This window comes from Undibacterium umbellatum, from assembly GCF_014284125.1.
Lineage (GTDB): Bacteria > Pseudomonadota > Gammaproteobacteria > Burkholderiales > Burkholderiaceae_D > Undibacterium > Undibacterium umbellatum.
Genome location: NZ_JACOFX010000033.1, coordinates 1 through 25878 on the forward strand (window position 1 = coordinate 1; position 25878 = coordinate 25878).

Here is a 25878-nt window from a genome sequence, read left to right on the forward strand (position 1 = left end):
GCCTGCGACTTCAACTGAAACTTCCGTTCTCTTGAGGTCGTTGATGGCGTCGATTTCTTTCAGCAACGCCGCTTCTTCTGGACTGACATTCGTGGCTTTTACTGGCTTGGCTCTGCTTGTTGCTGCATATTGCTGCGGTACAGGTAAGGCAGCGGTATACCCTGCCTTGGGTGGGATATAAGGTGTCGCCTGACTATATTGCGACAACATGGTCTGCCCTCCCGGATAGGAGCCTTGCATGCTTGCGCCATTGCTATAGGTATCTTGCCGATCACGATTGGGATCGGGCGGAGCGCCCACCGCTTTAGGTAATGGTGGCTGCAAAATCCCTGTCGAACTCGCTGGCGTCTTGGCAGGTGGAGGTGTTGAGCTCGCCGGTGTACTAGCAGGTGCGCTAGCAGGTGCTACCTGCGTTTTTGGAACGACAGGAAAACTTGGCAAGCTGGGAATGGCCTTGGGCGCGACAACCGCAGGCGCTACATTATTGAGTGGAACTGCCGCTGTTGCAGATTGTGGCGACAATGGTTTGCCAACCGGGGCAAAAATACCGCCAGTATAGTTAATACTCGAGCTACCACTCTGGGTCTCTTTCAATGCCGGCCCCTGAGTTGCGTTTGGCGCTACCATTTTCAATTGCGGCTGCACTGGCTGAGCAGCACCGACAGGCTTGCGGTCAGCAAAGGGATTGACCTTGAAGTCACTGACTGTGCTGGCCGGTGCTGTATCAACCAGGCGCAAACCATTTGGGCCGGAACCAACCACGGTTCTCTGCGCTTGTTCCATGGCTAGGGCTTTTTTGAAATAACTGAGGGCGCGACTATTGTTGCCCTGCGCTCTGGCGACATTGCCTGCCAGCGACAGATAACGCGGATTATCTGGTTCCTGGATCAGCAGGACGCTCAGATATTTTTCGGCATTCGTCAAATCCCTGGCCTCCATTGCTGCATATACCAGACCTTGCAAGACTTCGGGATTTTCAGGGTCGCTCTGTAATACTTTGACATACAACTCCCTGGCAGATGCACTATCGCCAGATGCAGTATAAATGCGCGCCAGTGTCAACAACAACATATGGTCGTCTGGGTCTGCAATCAGCATGGGCTGGATATAGGCATAAGCATTCGCATAGTCTCCCGCTTCACGGGCGCGCTCAGCATAGCGCATGGCCAACACTCTTTGCAATTGCGTGAAAGCGGCAATTTCAGCCTCTTGCAAATTGGGCATGGCAGCGACTCTGCGCATGACCGCTTCCAGCTCGCCTTCCTGATTCGCTTGCATCAGGGTACCGGCGTATTGCAATAGCAAACCCGCCGCTGGCTTGGGCGTATTTTGCACGGCCTGGCGCAACATGCCGTAACCACGTTCAGTATTCCCCAACTGTATATACAGATTGGCCATGGTGCCCGTGAATTCCAGGTCATTACCTGCAACTTGCTCTACATTCGCAAGGACCTCCTTGGCCATACTGGTGTTGCCACGCTTGGCCATAAGCGTGATTCTGTCTATCTGAACCCTGATCCACAGGCGTTTTTGCAGATCCACCATTTCTTTTTTGCGTGAAGCTGCTGGGACTCTTTCCAGCGTATTCAATGCCTCCCACCAAAATTGCTGCATTTCACTGAGCAAGGCGCTGACGTACAAAGCTTCTGGGTCGGGGGCTTCAACATTGGTCATGGCTTCGATCAAAGCTCTGGCCTGGCCGGACATATCGCGCTTCAGATATATCCTGGCGAGTGCCATGCGCAGCCAGGCATTGTCCGGCTTGATCATGATCGCGTCTTCCAGCATTTTCTGTGCAGTATTGATATCACCGGCAGCCTCAGCAGTCTTGGCTTTGCTCCATAAATCATCTGATTTCAAATTAGCGACAATGGCCAGATGACGCGGCAACATGATGCTTCCCAGCGCTTCCAGATCCGTGATGCGCTTTTGCAACACCAGCACACCGATTACGCCATCAAGTGCGCGGATATTGGTTTTATCTGCATCCAGAACACGGCGATAATTTTCTTCTGCACCCTTCAAGTCATTTTCGGCTTGCAATGCATCCGCCAATTGCAGAATACCGGCAGGTTCCTTTTCATTCAGGGCGATGGCCTTGCGCAAGAAGCCTATGCCTTTGACACTGTCACCGTCTTCAAAGGCATTTCTCGCTTCAGTGACAGTAGCCCAATAGCTGGCATCGTTAGAAGCTTGCTGCCATTGATCCTTGGCTTGTGCTGGCGAAAACTCGACCGCTTTGTGCAGGAAGCCACGAGCTTCGATAAATTCTTCCTGGCGCATCTTGACCAGACCCATGCCGCCATAACCTATGGGATTTCTCGGATGGTTTTTGATCAGTGCCTGAAACTCTGTTTCTGCAGCCTCGATCTCATTATCGTCCAGTGCTTTAAAGCCAGCTATGCGGCCTTTTTCTATAGGATTTTCTGCTACTGGCTTGGGTTTGGGCGCAGCTTTTTCAGGCTTCTCTACTCGTTCGGATTTTTCTACTTTTTCAGGTTTTTCTACTTTTTCAGCTTTCTCTACTTTCTCTATCGCCTTCACTTTAGGCGTGGCTGGAGATGCAACAACAGCTACAGGTGCCGCAGATGGCACGACGACTTGTGCAGGTCTGGACAAACCAGCCAGCCTGTCCCTGATGAGTTGATCATCAGGATGCTTGTCGAGGTAGCGGCTAAAATATTTGGCGTTCTCCGGTTTCAGCCCCATCCAGCTGAGGGACTGACGCCAGGATTCGATCGCCTGCTTGCCGACATCAGGCTTGCTACCCAGGTTTTCCAGCAAGATCATGCCTTCTACCCTGCTGGGTTCACGATAGGTGAGCGCCTGAGCATAAGCCAAAGCATATTTATTATTGCCGGGATTTTCCTTGCTGAGTTTTTCCAGTCCCGTGCGGGCTTCGGTATAACCATTCTTGGTGCCAGCCAGCACCTGGAAATATTCAAAAGCGGCATCACCCTTGAGTTTGGAGGGGTCGCCTATCTGTTTATAGGCATCGGCGGCAGCTTCAGTATCGCCTTGCTTGGCGAGTTTGCGGGCATTCTCCAGTTGGCCAATGCCGCCATCACTGCCTTTACGCAAAGCCTGTTCGACATTGCGCACCTGGGCGCTAGTTGCCTGTGTGCCACGCAGACGGGCGAAATAGGTTTTGGCCTGCTCTGGATTGCCAGCCTTGGCTTCCAGTACGGACAAGGCCATCAGGGCATCGATATTATTGGGATCGACCTTCAACAACTTGCGCCAGGCATCTGCCGCATTGTCGTCGCGGCCACGTTGTTGCCAGAACTGTGCCTGCTCTTTTAATTGCTGCGTCAATGCTGATTGCGCGAACGCAGTTCCACTCTCAAAAAAAACCGTCAAAAGCGCCAATACCACCGCTTTTTTCTTCAAGACCATTTACATCCCCTGATGATCGCTTTTTTCTGTGAGCCCAGTTCTTGATCGCACCTCAGAAAATCAGCACTGTTATCCAGTTTTTACTTTAACAGAGCAAAACGGGCAGCGCTATCTTTCTGATTTCATCTTCAGATAGAACACTGCCCCCTGACCTGCGCTTAATAAAATGTATTATTTCTTTTTATCTTCCAGTGCCAGACGAGATGCCGCTTTTTTACGCAAGAAGCGGAACAACATGGTCGCAGCAATCAACGATGCCAGCATCAGGAAAATAATCATGACAAAAGGCTGGGTAGACAAATGCCATTTGATCCAGGTCCACGCAGGCAAACTACCAGAATAATAAGTATCACCAATTTGTGCATTGGCGATACGCTCGCCTTTAATCAAGACCAAATCGCCCTGGAACTTGCTGCGTAAATCAGCCTTGTTCAAGCCCATGGTCAGGTCGGCCAGGCTGGCGGAATCACCCGAAGTCATGACAATGACGCTATGTCCACTCGATAGGGGGGACTCAAACTGCATCATGGCACCAAAGGCATTACCAGTCTTGGCCAGCATTTCGCCAGCATGGCGTTCCATGCTGTCAAGATCACGACCGGCCCAGCGCGTTACCAGACGCAGGAAGCCAGTTGGCAATTGCAGGCGGTTACCATTTTCATCCATGCTCATGGGCATGTATTTCGACCATTGCTTTAGCAAAGGCAAATTACCGCTCGTGCCTATCAACAGGAAATCCTTGTCGCTATGTTTTTCAACGTCTGCACTGCGAATCAGAGTGCTGTTCAGTACAGGGTAACCAGTAGACTCACCCATGCGGCCCATGACGTTGAGGAACAATTCCATTTCCTGGGTATTTGGCCTGTCTGGCATGACGATGGCTGTTTGTGCCAGATCGGCCATACGGGTGAACGGGAAACCGGCATTAGCCATGTATGCCAGGTTAGGCATCGCTGCATAGTGCGGCATATTGGAAAAATCGATCGTCGAATCTGGGTCTATGGCAGAGCGTACATTGTCCAGATAAACGTCTTTACATGCGCCCTGTTTTGGGTAGTCGTAAAAGAAATGGAACTGCAACTGGTTTTCAGCACCGATACGGAAAGTCGGCACCTGGATTTCATCCTGTGCATAACGCTGGCCATCCTTGAAGAACAGCATGACCGATTCTTTGATCTTGCCTTTATCTACCTGACCGCCAGACAAAGGCAGTGAGCGTACGAATTCATCATTGATACCGATATTCAGGGTTGACTTGTCAACGGTAGGACGTGGCGTGAAACGATAACGCAGATCGATAGGCACGCCTTCTTTTTGCCAGGTAAACAAATCTGGTGCGACCCGCAAGTTGACCTTGATGATGTCTGGCGTCAGGCCATTCACTTTCAATGCCGGTGGTGCCGCTAGTTCACCAAATTTGACTGGTCTGTCAGTAGGCAGCCATTTCGGTGCATCGTAAGGTTTACGTGGGTCAATTTCTTTCAAATTTTTGATCAAGGCAGATTCGCCAGACATGGCCAACTGGCCCATGGTCAGTGCTTGCACTGCAATCTTCAGTTCAGCCACATCGCGTCCCAACACCAGCAATAATTTTGCTTTGGGATTGGCCGGGTTAGCCATGATCGCCAGGGTAGGCCCGGCTATCGCTGGTAGCGTTATGCCAGCCGGTGCTTCATTGGCAGTGGCAAACAGAACGGCGTTACCACGTGGCAGGGCATTGGCTTCGATAGGAAAACGTGCACCACGATAGGACGATAAATGACCAAACCAGGAAGCCACGATACCCGCATTGCGCAAGACTTCCAGCGACGGTGTGGCTGGCAATATGAAAGGCAATTCCAGTAGTTTATTGTCGCGCCTGTCGAAGAACGGCGCTGGCAACATGCCCAGATCGTTTGCCAGTGTCAGCGGGGATACCGTCAATTCCAGATTGGTTGTGTGGCTGACTTTGGCCCACAAACTGGAGTGATAAGGGTCTTCACAATCGCGTGTGTAGTGACCAATCAACTTGAAACTGAGTTGATTGAAATCAGCAAAAAAACGTGGGTCGATGACATCTTCACGCACTATACCTTTGGAGGTTTCCCTGGGTAAGGGCACGACACTGACCAGTTCATTGTTGACCAATACTTGTATGTGCGAAAGGTCGGGCAACAAGGCCGGAGAATAGGCGATGCCATACTTGACCTTGGCTGCCGTAATCACCTCATCACTACGTACGGTAAAGGGGAAGGAACGTTCGCCTTCCGTACCACGCAATTCCACGCTGGAGCCAACGCCGACCATATCTTTCAGGCTGATGTTATAAGTCTTTTGCCCCCCCACTATCGTAGTTGGCTGCAAATCTTCTATCGCCAATTTTTCAGCGACTACCGGTTCCGCCGTTGCTGCAGCACTGGCACGCTTGGCTCTCGCCAGTACATCATCATGATGCCCGACGGCGGTCAAGCCACAAAGGATGGCCAAAGCTGTGCTACTGCCTTTGCGCGATAATTTGGCCCGTACACTTGTCACGATTGTTTTCACGATGGACGCCTCATTTGTTTTATTCATATGCCCTGTTCTTTCCACTACGTATTGCTTGATGCTGGTACCAAACCTGCCGAATCCGCGCATGCTGTGGTAAGCGATTTCTTTCAAACCATTCCAGGGATGGTCAATATCCCGGTCATTTGACCAACTCAGCCACACGTCGGCGCGGCCTATGGTGCAATTAATCAAGTCCATTTCTTGCTGCAAATCAAGTGGCAGGAATTGCACACTAAGCAGATTGTCTTTAAAGAACACCGTCTTGGCCGGAAAAACCGATTCTCCATTGGTGCCATACAATGAAATCATCAGATCTTCATCCTTGTGCATCTGAAAACCTTCTGGCACCCGGAAAGACATACCCCCCATGGAGAAATCCTCGGTACGGCAAACGATGGAGTGACCGTTATTCAGACGCAGGGTGGCATTCAACACTGCCCGGACCCTATGAGTACGTCTGACCTGCTTGGATTCTGTTGCTACCGCCAGTGTGGCTCCCAGAATGACCAGGTTATAGATAGTCCACACCATGTTAAGAATCACGGTATCAAGCTCGTAAGTATTCCACCACAAGGCCCGCCCTATCCCAACAAAAAAACCAAGCACATTCATGCCCAGCATGATCAGATAGGGTTTAGAAATGGTCCAGTCGAAATGTTCATGCTCTACCAGACCACCTTTGGCAGTTACGTTGAATTTACCCAGTTTGGGATTGATCAGCGCCACCAGCGTAGGGCGGAAGATATACCAGGCCAGTGTTGCTTCATACACTTCAGCCCAGAATGAATGCCGGTGCGCGCCCTGTATGCGAGAGTTGGTCAGGTTGGCGTGTAGCAGATGGGGTAAGGAATATGCTGCAATCGACAAGGCCGTCGCCTTGATGATGTGGACTTCAAAGAACAGATACGACAAGGGGGCTAGCAAGAACACCATGCGTGGCAAGCCATAAAAGAAATGGAGCATGGCATTGCTGTAACATAATCTCTGGCCGAAAGTCAGACCCTTGCCCAGCAAGGGATTATCGGTGCGGAAAATTTGCGCCATGCCGCGCGCCCAGCGGATACGCTGACCAACGTGGGCGGACAGACTCTCAGTGGCCAAACCGGCCGCCTGAGGCAATGCCAGGTAAGCAGTGTTATAACCGCGGCGCTGCATTTTCAAGGCAGTATGCGCATCTTCCGTCACTGTTTCAACGGCGATGCCACCGACTTCTTCCAGGTAAGTACGGCGCAAAATAGCGCAGGAACCACAAAAGAAAGTCGCATTCCACAAATCATTGCCGTCCTGGATCAGGCCGTAGAACAACTCGCCTTCGTTAGGCACATTGCGGAAAGTTTGCAAATTGCGCTCAAACGGATCGGGTGACAAGAAATGATGGGGGGTCTGTACCATGGCCAGCTTGGGATCGACCAGAAACCAGCCCATGGTGTATTGTAAAAATGAGCGCGTCGGCATGTGATCGCAATCGAAGATGGCGACGAAATCACCCGTAGTGCGCTTCAAGGCTGCATTGATATTGCCGGCTTTTGCATGATTATTATCGGCACGGGTAAAGCACTGCACACCCACCGACTCCGCAAACTCAGCAAAGGCCGGACGACGTCCATCATCCAGGATGATGATATTGAGTTTATCCTTGGGCCAGTCTATGCCCATTGCTGCCAGCACGGTAGGTTTCACCACACTCAGGTCTTCGTTATAGCTGGGGATGAATAAATCAATGGTTGGCCAGGTCGAAGTATCGGCTGGCAGCATCACCGGCTTGCGCTTCAAGGGCCAGGCTGTCTGCAGATACCCCAGTAGCAGCACCAACCAGGCATACACTTCCGCCATGATGAGCACCAGCGCGAAGAACAAGTCGACCAGATTGTCAGTGCCTATGGTGTAAGTAATGCGCCAATAAATATAGCGGCTCGTGGCACTGATGGAAAACATCACCATCACCAGCGATATCAGGGTGCCAGTGTAGCGACGCAGATACAGAGCCGTGCCGAAAATGATAATTGAAAACAGGGTTTGCAGAGGCAAATCCAGCGGGATGCTGATACTTGTCCAGTACAAAAAGATTGCCACCATCAAGGCCAGAAAGCGTGGCGTCTTGCGCTCCCAGCCTGGCCAGTTGACCATGGCGCGCCCCAGGTCGTTTAAACGACCATAGAGATATCGGGAGTTGAGTATCGAACGCATTTAGTCAACCAATCTGAAATTTGTTTGCAGCCAGGCTGTCAGCTCTTGCATGTCATGAGTGGCTGAGCAATGCTGAGAGTAATACGATACCGGTGTCTGGCAAGCCAGCGCTTCACTAACCGCTTCGTCCTTGTGTATCGTCACAGGTATGAAGCGCTTACCCAGACTGCTGCGCAACATGCCGAATACATCACGACTCAGTTGCTTTGCAGCGTCCATTTGATTCAACAAATAGCAATATCCCAGGAACCCTTTACGGTCAGCACAATAATAATCAATGAGCGACTCTATGGATGGTATGGTTGAATACGAGGCGGCATCCGGCTTTAGCACAACCAGTGCATAATTCGCCACGTCCAATACCTGCTGCAAATAAATACTGGGGCCAGGCGGTGTATCAATCAGCACTACGCTAGTATCAGGCAAACCCAAGCTAGCGAGATGCTGTGCCAGCCATTTGGGATTGTTCTTGATTTCTTGTTCAAACACTGCGCGCTGCGCTTCGTCTACACTGCCATAGGGCAAAAAATCGACGCCATAGGCGCTTTCAAATAAAACATCTTTCCAACTGCCATCCATCGTGTCTTGCTGAGCAATGCCACTCGCATCATCATGCGCCATACCAAAATGCAATCTCAGTGCATTTTGTGGATCGAGATCAAGGATACTGATACGTGGGCCCAAACGAGCCAGAGATGCCGCCAGATTGGCAGTCACTGTCGTTTTACCGACTCCACCCTTGGGAGAAATGACAGCGACTACCTTCATGGTTTAAATAATTTTTTGAAAAATGAATTACTGCCAGTTTCCTCTGGTCTGGCTTCATCTTGCTTACCAGCCAGACGACCAAAGACAGCACTGACAGGCTGGTCCTTTGCGACAGACTTGCCAGCCACTTTTTGAGTGACAACTTCCTCTACACTGGACTGCACTTGCTTTGCTGGTACGACATGCGCGGCAGGTATGTTGTGGATGAATGTCGCCGCAGTAGCTGGCGTTTGTGCTGGAGCCATGCTCACAGGTTTGCGTGTACTTGCCATCGTAGCAGACACAGGTGTGGCAGGCACTGGCACTTCTGCTTCACGCTCAGCTTGCGTTCTGTTAAAAAACAAACCACTGCTGCCAGCTTCTTTACGACTTGCCACATTTTGCCTGGGTGCGGCTGGCAATATCCTGGACAAAAATGGTGGCGCCACTTCTACTTCGGTGTCTAGCTCCTCGACAGCCGCCTGCTGCATCAGCATTTGCTTTAAGGATAATTGCGCTGCTGGCTTACCATGAGCGTGAACCTCCGCCGCAGCTTGCAATGGGACTGTTTTTACTGCAGTAGCCCGGCTCGCTGCTGGCTTGCCTGCCGCCGGACGAAATGGAGTTTCATTATGCCGTGCTGGCTCTGCCAATTCCTCATCCCGGTGATGGGCCCGTGCTGGCGCGTGTCCGGCATGCAGATGGACATCGCGCAATAAAGGCCAGCGCAGCTTGGCCTGCTCGCTATCTGCATCACGATTGATTTCGCGATAAGCTTCAGTCGACTGCCCAAACTTTTGAAAAAGATTTTTTACATCATCATCCATAATATCCACCAGTTCCCGGTTACTTGCAGCGTCATGATTACATTAACGACGTGTGAAATAAGACGGTTCTTCTGACTGCTTCTTCAAATCAAATACAAATAACTGTCCCTCTTCAAATATCCCAGCGCGCTGTACTAGGCGCAGAGACTTGTCCATGCCCAATCCATCAAACCATTGCGCATAGACCCCTTCCAGGAGGGCTGGCGACCAGTCCAGCGAATGTTCGCCGAATGCCACTTTCAAAGGAGATGCGTGATGGGCGACCACCAGGGCATCGGTTTCTTCTACCAGCTCGACCCAACCCCAGTTCATCTCTGACCAGACCTGATTCATGCAGGCCTCCAGTGCCTGCAGGCTACTGCCGTCAGCAACATGAAAACCCTTTGCCATGGTGCGCCCCAGTTGATGCATGAATGCGCGCAGATCGCTAAGCTCGCCCTTGGAAGCGAATTCCGCAGAAAATGCTCCCAGGAAAGATCTCCACTGGTTTGAGCACTGCTGCTCTTCGTAATAACGAATGGTATTTGTCGACATGCTGATTTGGCCTTTGCGTTGACTTTTCTCTATGGCTACTATCGTGACACGCAAATCATAGAGAGTGTTGATTCGTTGCGACTTTACCACTCGCGATTAACGCTAGTCCAGCCAATGTGCATGGTGAAATGTCAACAATTAATAATAGGACCAAGGATTTATAGATATTTAATTATGTTGAATACCATTTTTACAATTGCGTCGCTAAAACCGCTTAGTTTGCTGCTTATTCCTTCGATACTCCTTCGATATTTCATCGAAAAAAGTTGCACTGATGAAGATCAACGCATATTCAGATAAATCAATTCTGTCGGTCCAAGGCAGGCCACGGCCTCGCATTATGCTGGATAAAACTCAGCGCCCGCCCTTCAAACCAGTCAACAACCAGTCTATGATTTTTTGTATGCTTAGAGACGCAGGATTATCCGGCTTGTATTCGAGTACCGGACGCTCATAGGCGAGCGCCTCTTCGACTTGCGGACTTTCCTGGACAATGAAGGGGACCATGCGCTCACCGAGCCTGTCGGCAATCAGTGTGAGCACATCCTGCGCAAGTTGTCTTTGCGAACCTTGGTTGACGATGTATGCTGAACCAACATCAGCCTGAGTCCTGTGACCATAGGTGGAAATCAATTCTTCCATCTCCGGCAGGGTTGAATAAGAAGCCGCATCTGCCAGCACAACCACCAGCAAAAAATCTGCCGCATGAATTGCCTGCTTCAAATACACCGATGGGCCAGGCGGTGTGTCCAGCAAAACGATGGCGTTGGCCGGTAGTTTGGCTGCCTGCAATTTTTTCCGCAACCAGGGTTCCTGCCGATCCAGCAGATCTTCGAAGCGAATGCGCTGCTTTTCACCGCCATTGCCAAAGGGCACAAAATTGACACCAAAGGGACTGGTATAACACGCATCCATAAGTTTGGCGCGCGCCGCTGTCAAAAGGCTGACACCATTGCTCTCATCTTGTTCCAACCCACCAAGATGCCATTGCATGGCATTTTGCGGATCAAGGTCAACAATGGTGACGGGAAACCCACGCTGCGCCATACCGACACCAAGATTGGCGGTAATCGTCGTCTTGCCGACCCCGCCTTTCGCGGAGACGATGGCGATCACTAACATGGGTGCAACTCCTGTTTGTCCTGCTTGTTAATACGCGCCTTGACACAAACCATCAGGCAGTTCCCCCGACTGTCAAACCTTCAATGCGCAGACTAGGCTGACCCACGCCAACTGGCAGGCTTTGCCCTTCCTTGCCACAGACACCAATACCTGAATCCAGACGCAAATCATTACCTATCATGCTGACATGATTCAGCACTTCCGGTCCGTTGCCAATCAGGGTGGCACCCTTCACTGGATAACTGATCTTGCCGTTTTCTATCATGTAAGCTTCACTGGCTGAAAAAACGAACTTGCCATTCGTTATATCGACCTGACCACCGCCAAAGTTGACAGCGTAGAGACCATTTTTTACAGATGCGAGAATTTCTTCGGGATCTTTGTCGCCAGCCAGCATATAGGTATTGGTCATACGCGGCATCGGCAGATGGGCGAAGGACTCACGTCTGGCATTGCCGGTCACCGGCATTTTCATCAAACGGGCATTCATGGTGTCCTGCATATAGCCCTTCAGAATGCCATCTTCTATCAGCGTGGTGCACTGGGTTGAATTGCCTTCATCATCCATGTTCAGGGAACCGCGACGGTTCAGCATGGTGCCATCATCAACAACCGTTACCCCTTTGGCAGCAACGCGCTGGCCTATGCGACCAGAGAAGGTACTCGATCCCTTGCGGTTGAAATCACCTTCCAGCCCATGGCCTATCGCCTCATGCAACAGCACACCTGGCCAGCCGGGGCCAAGTACCACTGTCATCGGGCCTGCCGGGGCAGGACGTGCTTCCAGATTCACCAAAGCGGATTTCACTGCTTCATCTGCGTATTGTTCAAGCAGTGCATCGGTGAAATAGGAATAATCATAACGACCACCACCGCCACTATTACCCATTTCGCGGCGACCATTTTGTTCTGCGATGACTGTCAGTGAGACCCTGACCAAAGGACGGATGTCGGCTGCCATGACACCATCACTGCGCGCCACCAGCACCACATCATATTCACCCGCCATGCTGGCCATGACCTGAACTATGCGCGGGTCTTTGGCCCTTGCAATTTTCTCCAGTCTTTCCAGCAACTGCACCTTTTGATTGGCATCCATGGAATGCAGGGGATCATCGCGCAAATACAGGGATCGGTTATCCAGCCCTTGCAAGCTGGATGCAACCTGGATTTTTCCTGCCCCCTGACGGCCTATGGTGCGGGTAGCCTTGGCAGCATCAAACAGAGCTTGCTCCGAGATTTCATCCGAATAAGAGAATGCCGTCTTGTCGCCAGATACGGCACGCACACCGACGCCCTGGTCGATGGAAAAGCTACCGGTCTTGACTATGCCCTCTTCCAGGCTCCAGCCCTCATTGCGGGTAAACTGGAAATACAGGTCGGCATAGTCAACCTTGTGGGTAAACATTGTGCCCAGCACCTTGCTGAGTTTAGCCTCATCCAGACCAAAAGGGGTCAGCAAAATATCTCGTGCAATGGCGAGGTGGCTAATAGCGGGATCAAATGGAGTCATATAATTTATTTACACTGCGATTCAAATAAGCGCACTTTGGTCATTAGGGTAACCAGGCACTGGCGCACACACTTACATTGTAGAGCATCTGCGGGATTCACTGGGTTCGCATGCACACGATGCTGTCAGCTTATTTCTGGACATTTCTTATAATTTGCGATGGCGCAACGCCGGCAAACTTTCCCGTATGCTGATGATCAGGCTTTCATCAATGTCGCCACTGACAATACCCTCACCTTCTTCCAGTACATTCAAGACTTTACCCCAGGGATCAATCAGCATGCTATGCCCCCAGGTGCGGCGGCCATTAACATGTTTGCCACCCTGACCGCAAGCAAGTACATAACACTGGTTTTCTATGGCACGGGCGCGCAAGAGTATTTCCCAATGCGCCTGGCCTGTCGTATAGGTAAATGCTGCCGGCACGACTATCAATGAGCAAGTCCCAAGTGCGCGGAACAGTTCAGGAAAGCGCAAGTCATAGCAAATCGACAGTGCTACCTTACCAAAACCAGCGTCGAAGCTACTGACCTGGTTGCCTGCGACGATAGTGCGCGCCTCTTCATAAGACTCTTCGCCCTTGCTGAATCCGAATAAGTGCATCTTGTCATAGCGGGCCACTTGCTGACCTTGGGGATTGTAGACCAAGGTCGTATTCAAGACCTTGTCTGCATCTGCTGCCTGCAAAGGGATGGTACCGCCTATGAGCCAGACACCCAGGCTACTAGCCATCTCTGCCATAAAAGCTTGCAGCACCCCTCGGCCTGCTGCTTCGGCGATACCGACTTTATCGGTTTCCTGCAAGCCCATCAGTGGCCAATATTCAGGCAACAGTAACAGTTTCGCACCGGAGGCAGCCGCTTCCTGCATCAAACGCCTGGCAGTTGCCATGTTTTCTGACGGCACCGGTGAGGATATCATTTGTAATGCTGCAATCTTCATATCTACCTCTTTTTTTAATGACTCTGTCTGGCATCACTCAAGACTCAGGGTTTGCTGGCCGCCTTGATCTTTGCCGACGAACTGTCGCGATGATCAACTTTAGTCACTGTCGGCTCCTTCCAGGAGCCGCTGACCTTGTATTCAAAAGTAAACGCCTTGCTCAAAGGTTCACGCAAAAATAGTTGCGCAAGAAAGGTGCCAAGGCCAATGACGGGGTTGACTGCCAGGCCATAGACGACTGATGCTGTCCCCACATTCACCACCGGGATCACTGTGACGTTCAAGTCTTGTGATTCATGGACGATATCCGCATTTCCTTGCAAAAGCACAGTGGCATTCACCCCCAGCATCTTCAGGTTATCTGTTTTTGCTACACCCTGCTGTATCTGGGCGATACCAGCTATCGAGTCAAAAGCAAAGCCATCGGAAAACACGTCACGGAAATCCAGCGTCAAACGACGCGGCAGAGATTGCAGGCTCAGCACGCCCAGCAATTTCGCAGCGCCAGGGTCTACTTTTAAAAATTGCCCACTGGAAAGCACCATCTTGATTTCCCCATTCATACTGGGTATGTCCATAGCAAAGGGCAAGCCGTTCCAGTTCACTTCACCTTCGAGTTTACCTTTGCCGCCACTCAACACATCGGCAAATCCCACTCGCTCCAGCAATTTCCCAGAGTTCACAACATCCAGCACATAGCTCAGATGAGTGCGCCCCTCACCGCCCTGGCTAGTCCATTTGCCACTGGCGTTAAAATCTGCATCGGGATTTTTCAATAGCAATTTATTGATCTGCCATTCACGTACTCCCGCCTGACTGCTGATATGGTTAACAGCCTGCAGTTCCAGATGTCCCAGCTTCTTGTTTAACAATTCAAAATTTTCAGCCACGATATCCAGCCCAGGTATCTGTGCCGTGGTGTTTTTTCCCTCCAGCAAATCACTTACATCGGCAGCAGCAGACGGCGGGATGATGAGATTGCTCAGGCGTGCTGTGACATTACCCACACCTTGACCATTGCTGCCCTCGCTCCAGGTCAGATAACCAGCAGCCTGATTCGAGTGTATATTCGCTTGCCAGATTTTGTTTTGCCGTGAAACGCCGACCACAACGTTTTCCAGCTTTTTGCCCATGATATGCAACTCAGGCGTTCTGGCAGCCATGGTAGTCGGCTCGATATAGGGTGAAAGATCCACTTCTGCACTATCCCGTTCGGTAGCAGCCCCTGATTGCACAGCTTTGGCAACCGGCGACATCAAACGCCGCCACTCGTCTATATTCAGCGACTTGAACTCAATATTGGCATTCAAACCACTGTCTGGTTCGGGTACGGGGGCATTCACACCTATGCCACCACGTACTATCTGCCAGGGCGAAGCCCCCTGTTTTTGCCGGGAATACCTTGCATTGATGGAGTTTCCCAGACTGAGCCGAATTTCATCACGCAAAGTTTGCGCATCAGGGCCTGCTTGCGGCATTAATTCAAAATGCAGAGGCATGAGTTCGGTGGCGCTCTTTTTCAAGGGTGCGGGGAAATTCAAGGCCATGCCTGCCAGGCTGGAGTCGATCACGATTTCTGGCTGACGTTTTTTTACATGTATGCTGGCACTGTATTTACTGCTGCCGCTAATGCGATCAGACAGGCTGTCTGCCATGGAAGCTGGCATGATCTTACGGATTCCTTCGGCAGTGACCGCACCGTCCAGCCTGACCTTGACGCTATTGTCCTTTTGCGAGCCTCCGGTAATTTGCACCGGACCACCAAGCACCACGCCTTTCAGCGATCCCAGATTGACCCCGGCCTCGTTGAACTCCAGCTTACCATTCAAACCCGTCACTTGAGGAATGCCAGGCTGCAACACCACGTCATTATTCGCAAATTGCAAAACACCGAGGACTTTTGATTCAATTATATGCATCAAAGGCAATTGCAGTTTCAGTTGCAAGCTGGCGGGTGCGGAAGTTTTTGCTTCTCTCAAAAAATGTCCAAGCCAGCCACTGACCGGACTGGCACTGACATAGGCCAGCATATTTTGAAGACTGCCACTGACAGCACCATCGATATTCAATGTTGCGCCATGCACGGACAAATCCGGAATAATGGCTTTTACTTTCTTCAGATCGACACCCAGGGTCCTGGCGGTCTCGCCTGTAATTTCCATTCTGGCTTTATCAAAGACAAAGCCACCCTTGATGTTATCAATGACGGGCCACAACGGCTTACCCTCTTCATTCAATTCACCTGCGGTAAAGTCTAACTTTGCATCAGTCAGGGTGCCCTTGACTAAAAACTCGCCCTTGCGCGCTTTTTTTCCATCCGTAGAATTGAACGGGAAATGGGCAAGATCACCCCTTATGCGCACGCTGACATCATCGGCTATGCCATCAAGTATGGAATTGAGCAGCCAATGGCGTAAATGTTCTTCTGCCACGGCGGGTATATAGCGGTCCAGTTGTTTCAAATCAAAACCTGAAATGCTACCTGTCAAATCGACTTCACCAGGCTGGGCGTCAGCGCCTTGACGCATGGACATGATGTGCTTACCAGACAAAACAGCGCGCATGTTTTCTTGCTGCGCATCCATCTTGTGAATCTGGAAGATCAATTTATCCTGTTCAACGAACTGCCATTGCGCATGCATATTCAAGCGTTCGAAAGGCATCAGAGGATCAACAAAGTAACTAGGCAGGCGCAGGGACAGGTCCTTTGAATCCAGCACAAAACTCCCCCCCTTGTCATTCGCTTGTATGGTACCAGACAGGTTTTCGAATCCGGGTATGGCTGGCACGGCAGCTTTCGCCGGCGAAGTTGCCGTCTTGGCCCTGGCTAATTGCACCGGCTGTGCCGTCATGGACAAATCGATGAACTGCCCCTTCAGACTATAAGCCGAAACATCTGGATAAATACCTTGCCATTTGGCAGTAAAGTCCTTGAGTTGTCCTTTGGGTGCAAAATCAAGCAGCATCTGACGTTGATCGGCAGGTAGAGGCAAATGTTCGGCAAAATTTGCCAGCGTCTGTAAATCCAGAGTCTTGGCGTACAGTTCTACCTTTTGAGCCTGGCCTTTATCACCCGGAGTAAATGTCTCCCTGATGGTGGTTGCAGGCAACTGCTGCCCATCGCGTGTTCGCATGGAGAAATTGATAAGCGATATACTATGCCCAGCCTCCCCCATCAAAGCCGCCAGGAACTTGTGTTTGGCTGTCGAGGGTTCACTGGCCACCAGACGGCCACTGACCAGCGCCACATCCAACTCAGGCAAATCAGCACGAAACTTACCCTTGACATCAGCCAGACTCAAATCGGCGGTCAAGTCGGCCAACCTGCCCTTGTCCAGATGTAGCCAGGCGCGAACTGAACCGTAGGCTTTTTTAACATCTGCAGGGTAATCCAGGTAGAGCTTCAGCGCCGCCAGGTCAGTGCGGTGAAGGTCGGCATAGAGGTCACCAGTCCATAAAGAAAAGTCCGACACTTTTTTTGCAAACACCGGATGCTGAAAGTCACCACGAATATCAAGTGGTGCAGAAAGGCTGGCATCTGGTGTCGCCTTAAGTGCAAAGCGATGATGCCGCCACTGGTTTTGCAGCAGGAAATTCACATCAGGCAAATTAAGCTCGGCGGCATTGCGCACTTTATCTGTCCAACGCACTGAAGCCTTGCGTATCAAGACTTCATGCTGAGCTAGCACCCAATCCAGCCCCTGGCCATTACCTTCTGCCGCAGGGTCGATATGAAAACCGCCTACATACAATTTGCCATCCACTTCCCGCTGTATGTCCAGCGTAGCCTGGTTGACGACGATACGCTCAAAGCGCAAGTCAGCTACCGCCAGAGTCCACCAGGACATGGTGGCAGAGACTTCAGGCAAAACAAGTGCCTGCCTGCCCTGCTTATCATACAGGACAACATTTTCCAGCAGCAATTGCGGATTCAGACCCTGCCATGATGCATGCAAATTAGCAATCTGGAGTTGCCGTCCCAAGGAAACGGAAATTGCCTGTTCAATATCAGGTTTGTACCTATCAACATTGGGCAATACCACATAGCGAAGCACTAGCACCAGAATGCAAAAAAGGAAATACAACGCCAGTATCAGCTTGAACGTAAAACGCAGGCTCTTGTTGCAGGTACGCCAGGTAAAACGACACAGCCGCCAGAAGTGGCCAGGTTTGTCGTCTTTGACTGAGGTATTAGCAATGTTGTCTTGATCTGCTTGTGTCATTGCCAAGATGTAATTTCTTTGTAAGTAAGACTTGCGCAAAAACCATGAGTTTCCAAATAAGCAATATTCATTACTCTTGCGTAAATCCTCACAATCTGTACAACAAAACAACAAGACCACGAAATTGTAAACATACTGCCTGCTCGATAAATTGTCTCTAGTATTATTTCTATTATTACTTCTGTTATTTTCATCAATATTGCCAAGAAGCTACACTTCTTGCAGGCATTACTTTTGATACTCCCAAGGAGTATAAGTTTATTTCTGCTTGTATGCACGAGTGACCTGGCCTGCATAGCCTGTCGCTGTCCTTATCGCTTAAAATCAAAGACAACTCTGACGACCCAGCGCCTATTATGACTGCAAGCACCGTAACCAATACCAATATTCTTCAAGCTTCCCGTTTTTTTACCCATTGCATACAGGCAGATGCCAGCAGAAATGAGCAGTTGCAACAAGTTTCTGAATTATCCTTGAGCCCAGACCTTTTTGCGCAGTTTTTACAAAAAGAAATATACCAGGGTGCCACTCTTAACAAGGCCATGCGCCGCTTGCGCAAACTGGTGGTATGCACGCTGATTAAGCGTGACTTATGCGGGCAAGCCGATCTCAATGAAGTTGTGACGACTATCAGCCTGTTTGCCGACTTTGTCGTGCAACAACATTTGCAGGCACTGAATGCTGAAATGCACACTATGCACGGCATACCAACAGGTGAAGAGAGCGGCAAAGAACAAACCATGATCGTGCTGGGCATGGGCAAGCTGGGCGGCTATGAATTGAATGTCTCCTCTGATATAGACTTAATTTTTTGCTATGCAGAAGATGGTGAAACACAGATCACGGACTCAACTCAGCGCAGCCTCTCCAATCATGAATACTTTAGCCGCCTTGGCAAAAAACTCATCGCGGCCATTTCTGAAGTGACCGAGGATGGCTATAGCTTTCGCGTCGACATGGCATTGCGCCCCAATGGTGCGTCTGGCCCACTGGTGGCCAGCTTCAATATGATAGAGGAGTATTTCCTGATACAGGGGCGCGAATGGGAGCGTTATGCCTGGGTCAAGGCCAGGGCGATGACCGGCGACACCGACGATATCGCAGCCCTAGAAAAAATCATCCGTCCCTTTGTGTACCGCAGATATCTCGATTATGGTGCGATTGACTCTCTACGTTCCATGCATGGCCAGATCCGGGCAGAAGTCGTACGCCAGGAAAGCAAGCATCCAGAGCGCAGCAATAATGTCAAACTGGGGCGCGGCGGTATCCGAGAAGTGGAATTTCTGGCGCAGGTCTTCCAGTTAATACGTGGTGGCCGCGATGCCAGCTTGCGCGACCGCTCTACCCGCCTGACTTTGCATACCCTGGCAGAAAAAGGGATCATGGAAGCCCCTGTTATAGAAAAACTGCTGGTTTCTTACACCTTTTTGCGTAATCTGGAACATCGCCTCCAGTATCTTGATGATGCTCAGACTCATACATTCCCAGCCAGAGAGGAAGACCAGCAAAGAATTGCACAAATGATGGGCTGTGCCTGTGTGACAGAACTCTTGGAGCAGTTACGCCCGCATCGAGAATTCATCGCAGAACAATTTGATGCCATCTTCCGTGACAAGGCAGAAAACAATAGCGAGAATGAGCAAGGCATGCTGGCAGTCAGCCTTTCCAGCCCTGACAGTGATGAACTGATTTCCGCGCATCTGGCAAGTTTGGAATTTTCGGCACAGGATGCCACTGCATTCAGTCAACGGCTAGTGGCGACCTGGCAATCACCCAGGGTGCAATCCCTGTCCGAAGCCAGCCGTATGAAACTGGTCGCCCTGGTCAATCACGCCCTCAACATCATTGCCAGACAAAGCGGCAACCAATTGCTGGCATGGAACCGCCTGCTGGATTTCATGGAAGCAATTGCCCGTCGTGCCGCCTATCTTGCATTGCTTACTGAATACCCGCACGCACTTGCCAGAGTGATACGCATGATGGCGGCATCTGACTGGGCCGCCAAGTTCCTGACACGTCATCCTTTGTTGCTGGATGAATTGCTGGATGAATCTTCACTCCATCAACGCCCTGACTGGCCTGCATTCCGCCTGGATTTGCAAGAACATCTGGCACAACATGCAGGCGACACAGAAAGGCAGATGGAAACCCTGCGTGAAATGCACCATGCCATGCAATTTCGCTTGCTGGCACAGGATCTGGAAGGCCAGCTTAGCGTCGAGCATCTGGCCGATGAACTGTCGCAATTGGCTGACATCATCGTGGCCGCTGTATTGCAGTCAGCCTGGCAAACCGTCGCCAGCAGGCATAAGGCCGAACCCAGTTTTGCGGTAATCGCCTATGGCAAGCAAGGTGGAAAGGAGCTGGGCTATGCCTCTGATCTTGATGTGATTTTCCTGTATGAAGATGAAGACCAGGACGCTCCAGCCAATTATGCCAAGCTGGCACAGCGCTTTATTACCTGGATGACCAGCCATACGCCAGCAGGCATCCTGTTTGATATCGATATCGCTCTGCGCCCCGATGGTGCCAGTGGCTTACTTGTGTCGTCGGTCTCGTCCTTTGCCCGTTACCAGGAAAAATCTGCCTGGCTGTGGGAACATCAGGCCCTGACCCGCGCCCGCTTTTGTGCGGGCGATGCCCACATCGGCGAGCAGTTTGAGCAAATACGCGAACAGGTTTTGCGCCAGCAAAGAGACATTGACAAGTTGCATGCAGAAGTCATCAGCATGCGCAAAAAAATGCGCGACGCCAATATCAATCGCAGTGACTTGTTTGATCTCAAGCATGATGCCGGTGGCATGATAGACATAGAATTCATCGTGCAGTATCTGGTCTTGAGATACGCCAGCCAGTACTCAGAACTGACTGCCAACAAGGGCAATATCGCCCTATTGAAACGCTGTGGTGAACTAGGCCTGATAGATTTGCTGTTAGCGAATCAGGTATCTGATGCCTACCGCTTATTCCGAAAATTGCAACATGGCATACGCCTGCAAGGTGAAGATAGAGCCAGAGTGGCACCGGACAGAGTGAAGAAGGAAGCGCATGCAACTACAACTTTATGGAATAGCCTGCTTGGCGCTTTGCAATAACAGGAAGATGTCGTTCAGCTTTATCTCTGAACGACATTTATTACAGATGAACAGGTAAAAAAGAGAGTGTAAGCACACCCTCACAGATAGCCGCTTTTCTATTAACGACGTGAGCCAACCACCTCTACCGTGACGCGTCGATTTTTTGCTCGCCCTTCACTGGTCTTGTTGTCGGCGACAGGCTGGGTTTCTCCTTTACCTTCTGTGTAGACACGCGAGGAATCTATTCCTTTGCTGACCAGGTAAGCTTTGACGGCTTCTGCGCGACGGATGGACAATTTTTGATTGTAGTCATCGCTACCAATAGAATCAGTGTGACCAACCGTAATCATCACTTCCGTATTCATGCCCTGCAACTTGTTCAGCAAATCATCGAGTGCCAGCCTGCCCTCTGGTTTGACGACAGATTTATCAAAGTCAAACAGTGCTTCTGCACTAAAAGTGACTTTTTCAGAAACTGGCTGCGGCCTTGGTGGTGGCGGTGGCGCACTCTGTACCATCACTGGCGGTGCCTGTTCCACTCTTGGCGTAGGTGGCGCGGTATAAGCTACCGGTCTGGCATAAGCGGGCTTGCCCAGTTTATAGACTAAACTAAAAGAATAAAAATCGACATCGCCACGATTGCGCACGGCATCGTTGACACGGTATCTTTCTGCTTCACCGCGCATGGCGAGTGCTTGCGTGAATTTGTATTCCAGACCTATCCCAATTTTAGGATTCAGTTTTTTCTCGCTAGGATTTGGATCTGTGATCCCAAACAGGCGGTTACCGCTGAAATGTGCATCTGCCCTGGTGTAATTGGCACCAATTCGACCTAACAAAGAAAATCGTTCAGAAAGTGGCAACTGCCCGACCAAGTCCAGATTAAAACCGCGAAAGCCGACTTCACCATTGATGGTACCTGGTGGTGTCGTGCTGGCATTGAACCCAAACTTGCCCAAATCAAAGTATCCCGCTTCCAAAGCAAAATATTTATTCATTTGCTTGCCCATAAAAAGCTTGAAGGCTGTATCGCGCTCTGTGGATCCATACGTCACTGAACTAGCGCCATTATCCATCAGGCTGCGTATCAGTCTGTCTTTGTCAATACTGGTATTTGCCCGGCCCGCACCTGCTCCTACATACCAGGCCGAGTCAGCCCATTCAGGGTTGGTCCAGGGTTCATCTGCTTGCGCCATTTGGCTGACAAGAAGTGCGCAAACGAACAAGTTAAGTGTGGCTAATTTTTTTGGCAGCGCCATGTGTTTCTCCCGGTGGGTTTATCTGAGACTGCTGACAGGGGTCACCATGACTCCTGTCAGATATTCATGCATTATTCAACGTGCGATCACATTGTTTTTGAGAGTTACGGCACTACCTGTCAAGACACGGCCATTCTGCAAATTCGCTGCATCACCCATCGTGATGGCTGCTGATTGCCCCAGGATGTTTCCCTTGAATACACTATTGGCACCCAGCGTCGTCGCGGCAGCAGGTACCCAGAACACGCTCGCCGCTGTTGCGCCACCATTTAAGGCAACAATAGAATTCGCCAAGGTGTTCAAAGTTGAACTGCTACGGAACAGATACAGACCTGGACCATTAAGGGTGAAAGTCCCGGTGATCGTGATTGCACCTGCGTAGCAATACACGCCAGGCGTGAACGTCAAGCCACCAAGATCAATTCCGCCTGGTACATTGACGGTACAGGTACGACTGTTGGCATCGGCAATTGCAACTTGTAAGTCGGCCAATGCGGTGTTGAGGATCGCTCCTGATTTGTAGTTGCTGAATCCGGCAGTTTGCACCGGATCAACAGTCTGCGATGTTGATCCCACATCACCGGATACCAGCGTCGTCCCACCAGAATTATTGGTGATGGATGTGCCAGCAAGAACGGCAAAACTAGCTGCACTGCCCAAATTGATACTGGCAACTGGGGCCGCGGTGACGGTAAAGCTGGTGGTGACAGTCTGTGCGCCCTGCGTCGCAGAAATGTTGGTGACACCTGCAGCGATAGCCATCACTTGTCCGCTAGATGAAACAGTGGCGACACTGTTGGCACTTGAGACCCAGCTTACGGTATTACTGATATTGCTGGTCGATGCATTTGAATACGTGCCGGTTGCCGTGAGCTGCTGTAATGATCCTGCTGGTGCAGTCGCACTACCAGGTGCGAGGCTGATACTTGTCAGTGTCAATGCGGGCGCAACAACCAGGCTGGCGCTACCCAGTTTGCCAGAAAAACTGGCAGTAATGGCAGCCGTACCGCCAGACAGGCCACTGGCGACGCCATTGACTGACACAGTGGCGACAGCAGCATTGGCAGTTGCCCAAGTCACGGAATTACTGATATTGACACTGCTGCCATCAGAGAAATTCCCGGTAGCGACAAAGCTTTGTGCACCGTTAATGGCAATGGTGGGTGCGGCAGGCGTTACCGTGATGGTATTTAAAGTGGCAGCCGGTAAGACATTCAGCATGGCAGAGCCGGACTTGCTACCAGATATGGCAACGACAGGTGTGCTGCCTGCCGAGACTGCACTCACCAAACCACTGGCATTGACCGTGGCAATCGCATTTACACCAGAACTCCAGGTCACAGAATTCGTGATATTGGCACTACTGCCGTCTGAATAAGTCCCGGTTGCAACCAGACCTTGGGTGGTGCCAACAGCAATGCTGGCAGTTGCAGGTGTGACGGCAATTGAGGTCAATGCAGCTGTCGACAAGACTGTCAGTGTTGCTGATGCCGATTTCGTGCCCGAAGTGACCGTGATGACTGATGTACCCGGGGACACGCCCGTCGCAATTCCGGTTGACATGATGGTTGCCACTGCAGTGTTAGCAGAACTCCAGCTTGCAGAACTCGTGAGATTGACATTACTGCCATCAGAATAAGTACCGATAGCTGAAAATGCCTGGGTTGAACCCATCGCTACATTTGCCGTCAAGGGCGTGATGGCAATTGAACTCAAGGTAACAGCGGGAATGACATTGAGTGAAGCTGATCCTGTCTTGCCGCCCAATGTTGCAGTCACCAGCGCAGTGCCAGTTCCTACACCAGTGGCAAGGCCATTCTGCAAGATTGTCGCAACCAATGGAGTACTGCTGGTCCATGTCACACCATTGCTGATATTTGCTGTAGTGCCATCAGAATAATTGCCACTGGCAATCAATTGCTGGATGCTTCCAACTGCAAGATTGACGTTGACTGGCGTCACGGTAATCGTGAAGAGAATAGCTGAACTGACATTCACATTCGTCGTCGTACTCATGCCATTAAACGTCGCGGTTACCACGGAAGTCCCGGTAGCGAGGGCAGTCACCATACCATTGGTGGCCACAGCTGACGAAACCGTCGCAATAGTGGGTGCCGCAGAAGTAAAACTGCTGGTGCTGGTGACGTTGACGCTACTGCCATCAGTGTATTTTGCAGTTACCGTCAATTGTTGCGTCGTGCCTATTTGCATGGGCGGATTCGCCGGTGTCAAGGCAATGGACAGCAAACTTGCAGGCGTTATGGTCACCAGAGTTGTCCCCGTCTTCGTGCCAGACATTGCACTGATCACCGATGAACCTGCAGCCACACCAGTCGCCAGCCCTGTACTACTGATAGTAGCCGCAGCAGGTGTAGCTGAAGTAAAACTGGAAATGGCAGTGATGTCGCTGGTGGTGCCATCAGAATAGGTTCCCATTGCTGAAAACTGTTGCTTGCCACCTATCGCCAGGGAGGTATTGGCAGGAAGTAGCGCAATTGACAGCAGCGCTGCGGGCGACACTGTCAGCGTAGCAGAGCTTGATTTGCCACCAAAACTGGCAGAAATGACTGCCGTGCCGCTTACCACACCTTTTGCAACGCCAGAAGTGCTATCCACAGTAGCCACTGTCGGGCTGGCAGACGACCAAGCTGAAGTCGTCGTCACATCACGGGAGGCGCCGTCGGCAAATGTTGCCGTCGCTACAAATTGCTGCATGCCTCCACTCGCTACCGTCGCCGTGGCAGGACTGACCGTCAGTGTGGTCAGTGTGGTAGAGCTTAAGCCCAAAATCGGGTCTCGGCCTTGATCACCACCACCGCAACCGCTAATGAATGAGGTGATGAGCATTGCAGACACGCATGCAAGCGGCCGCAAGTAACGCTGTAGGATATTCATTTTTGCCTTTTTTTCAAGTGAGTCCGGTGCCGAGTAATTTCGGTTTGGCCGCAATGCAATACTTTTGCTTCTTTGCCTTGTTCCCGATCGCAACCTGAAGCGAAATAACTCATCTGAGCCGGTATCACTTATTGGAGGCAGTCTGTATTCATGAATGCTTTGACAAGTTGACCAAGGGTTTCTATTTGAAAAACGTATCAACTATTCCTTATCTCTTTTTTCAGAGGTATTCATCTGTGCGATAGCGCACTAAAAGCCAATCGAAATTATTTAAACAACAGATTCATGAGATTTGCGGAAATGCAGAGGAGAAAGAGAACAACTGCCATTGGAGGAAATAACCGGATACCTGACTGAGGACATGACTATTGGCACCGCTTGTTGGGACACGCAATACAGGGAGAAACTACATGGGTAAATGCGATGAAAAAAACAAAACCGAATCTCATTCGCAAAAAAAAACCGCCTGCAGTTTTACTGCAAGCGGTTTTTCTCCATCGGCTTAATGATCAAGCCATAAACCTCGCCAGATACTCAGGTGAATTAATAAACTGCCCGATCAGCGTCACCGTATCAGTCACTGATTGTGCCAACAGTTGATCAAACACCACCTGATCTGGTGCATGA

12 protein-coding genes are annotated in these 25878 nt (G+C 50.8%); 1 reads left to right on the forward strand and 11 read right to left on the reverse strand.

Annotated elements, in window-relative coordinates; genetic code table 11:
* The 9 genes from H8L47_RS28005 to H8L47_RS28045 form a co-directional block, all read right to left on the reverse strand.
* Nucleotides 1–3396: tetratricopeptide repeat protein (locus H8L47_RS28005; protein WP_186957123.1), on the reverse strand; the 3396-nt coding region annotated here is incomplete at its 3' end.
* 171 nt (nucleotides 3397–3567) lie between these two features.
* On the reverse strand, nucleotides 3568–8112 hold the full coding sequence (gene bcsA / locus H8L47_RS30380; RefSeq protein ID WP_186957124.1) for a UDP-forming cellulose synthase catalytic subunit: 4545 nt from the start codon (nucleotides 8110–8112) through the stop codon (nucleotides 3568–3570).
* Entirely contained in the window at nucleotides 8113–8880 is a 768-nt protein-coding gene (gene bcsQ / locus H8L47_RS28015; RefSeq protein ID WP_186957125.1) for a cellulose biosynthesis protein BcsQ, read from the reverse strand.
* Entirely contained in the window at nucleotides 8877–9686 is an 810-nt protein-coding gene (gene bcsP / locus H8L47_RS28020; protein WP_186957126.1) for a cellulose biosynthesis protein BcsP, read from the reverse strand. The genes bcsQ (H8L47_RS28015) and bcsP overlap by 4 nt, the downstream gene beginning before the upstream one ends.
* 42 nt (nucleotides 9687–9728) lie before the next feature.
* Entirely contained in the window at nucleotides 9729–10220 is a 492-nt protein-coding gene (gene bcsD / locus H8L47_RS28025) for a cellulose biosynthesis protein BcsD (protein WP_186957127.1), read from the reverse strand.
* Between the two features lie 354 nt (nucleotides 10221–10574).
* Nucleotides 10575–11342: a cellulose biosynthesis protein BcsQ gene (bcsQ, locus tag H8L47_RS28030; protein ID WP_186957128.1), complete on the reverse strand. Its 768-nt coding sequence runs from the start codon at nucleotides 11340–11342 to the stop codon at nucleotides 10575–10577.
* Between the two features lie 52 nt (nucleotides 11343–11394).
* Nucleotides 11395–12855 (reverse strand): metalloprotease TldD, encoded by a 1461-nt coding sequence (gene tldD, locus H8L47_RS28035; protein ID WP_186957129.1) that lies wholly within the window; start codon nucleotides 12853–12855, stop codon nucleotides 11395–11397.
* A 147-nt stretch (nucleotides 12856–13002) separates the two neighbouring features.
* The gene (locus tag H8L47_RS28040; RefSeq protein ID WP_186957130.1) at nucleotides 13003–13797 is read right to left on the reverse strand and encodes a carbon-nitrogen hydrolase family protein; all 795 of its coding nucleotides are present in this window, start codon (nucleotides 13795–13797) and stop codon (nucleotides 13003–13005) included.
* A 44-nt stretch (nucleotides 13798–13841) separates the two neighbouring features.
* Nucleotides 13842–18020 (reverse strand): YhdP family protein, encoded by a 4179-nt coding sequence (locus H8L47_RS28045; protein WP_186957131.1) that lies wholly within the window; start codon nucleotides 18018–18020, stop codon nucleotides 13842–13844.
* Nucleotides 18021–18376: 356 nt separating this feature from the next.
* Here H8L47_RS28045 and glnE point away from each other — a divergent pair, with 356 nt between their 5' ends.
* Nucleotides 18377–21115, forward strand: a complete 2739-nt coding sequence (glnE, locus tag H8L47_RS28050; protein ID WP_186957132.1) for a bifunctional [glutamate--ammonia ligase]-adenylyl-L-tyrosine phosphorylase/[glutamate--ammonia-ligase] adenylyltransferase — start codon at nucleotides 18377–18379, stop codon at nucleotides 21113–21115.
* A 101-nt stretch (nucleotides 21116–21216) separates the two neighbouring features.
* On the opposite strand, the gene H8L47_RS28055 is transcribed toward glnE, so the two are convergent.
* Together H8L47_RS28055 and H8L47_RS28060 are read right to left on the reverse strand one after the other, a co-directional pair.
* Complete coding sequence (locus H8L47_RS28055; protein ID WP_186957133.1) at nucleotides 21217–22356, reverse strand: OmpA family protein; 1140 nt, start codon at nucleotides 22354–22356, stop codon at nucleotides 21217–21219.
* Nucleotides 22357–22431: 75 nt separating this feature from the next.
* Nucleotides 22432–25251 carry a beta strand repeat-containing protein gene (locus tag H8L47_RS28060; RefSeq protein WP_186957134.1) on the reverse strand — a complete coding sequence of 940 codons (2820 nt, stop codon included), beginning with the start codon at nucleotides 25249–25251 and terminating at the stop codon, nucleotides 22432–22434.
* Between the last annotated feature and the right edge of the window lie 627 nt (nucleotides 25252–25878).

Coding starts and splice junctions, on each gene's coding strand:
- bcsA (WP_186957124.1), bottom strand. CDS start 8,112: ATGCGTTCGATACTCAACTCCCGATATCTCTATGGTCGTTTAAACGAC.
- tldD (WP_186957129.1), bottom strand. CDS start 12,855: ATGACTCCATTTGATCCCGCTATTAGCCACCTCGCCATTGCACGAGAT.
- H8L47_RS28040 (WP_186957130.1), bottom strand. CDS start 13,797: ATGAAGATTGCAGCATTACAAATGATATCCTCACCGGTGCCGTCAGAA.
- H8L47_RS28045 (WP_186957131.1), bottom strand. CDS start 18,020: ATGACACAAGCAGATCAAGACAACATTGCTAATACCTCAGTCAAAGAC.
- bcsP (WP_186957126.1), bottom strand. CDS start 9,686: ATGGATGATGATGTAAAAAATCTTTTTCAAAAGTTTGGGCAGTCGACT.
- bcsQ (WP_186957125.1), bottom strand. CDS start 8,880: ATGAAGGTAGTCGCTGTCATTTCTCCCAAGGGTGGAGTCGGTAAAACG.
- H8L47_RS28055 (WP_186957133.1), bottom strand. CDS start 22,356: ATGGCGCTGCCAAAAAAATTAGCCACACTTAACTTGTTCGTTTGCGCA.
- H8L47_RS28060 (WP_186957134.1), bottom strand. CDS start 25,251: ATGAATATCCTACAGCGTTACTTGCGGCCGCTTGCATGCGTGTCTGCA.
- bcsD (WP_186957127.1), bottom strand. CDS start 10,220: ATGTCGACAAATACCATTCGTTATTACGAAGAGCAGCAGTGCTCAAAC.
- bcsQ (WP_186957128.1), bottom strand. CDS start 11,342: ATGTTAGTGATCGCCATCGTCTCCGCGAAAGGCGGGGTCGGCAAGACG.
- glnE (WP_186957132.1), top strand. CDS start 18,377: ATGACTGCAAGCACCGTAACCAATACCAATATTCTTCAAGCTTCCCGT.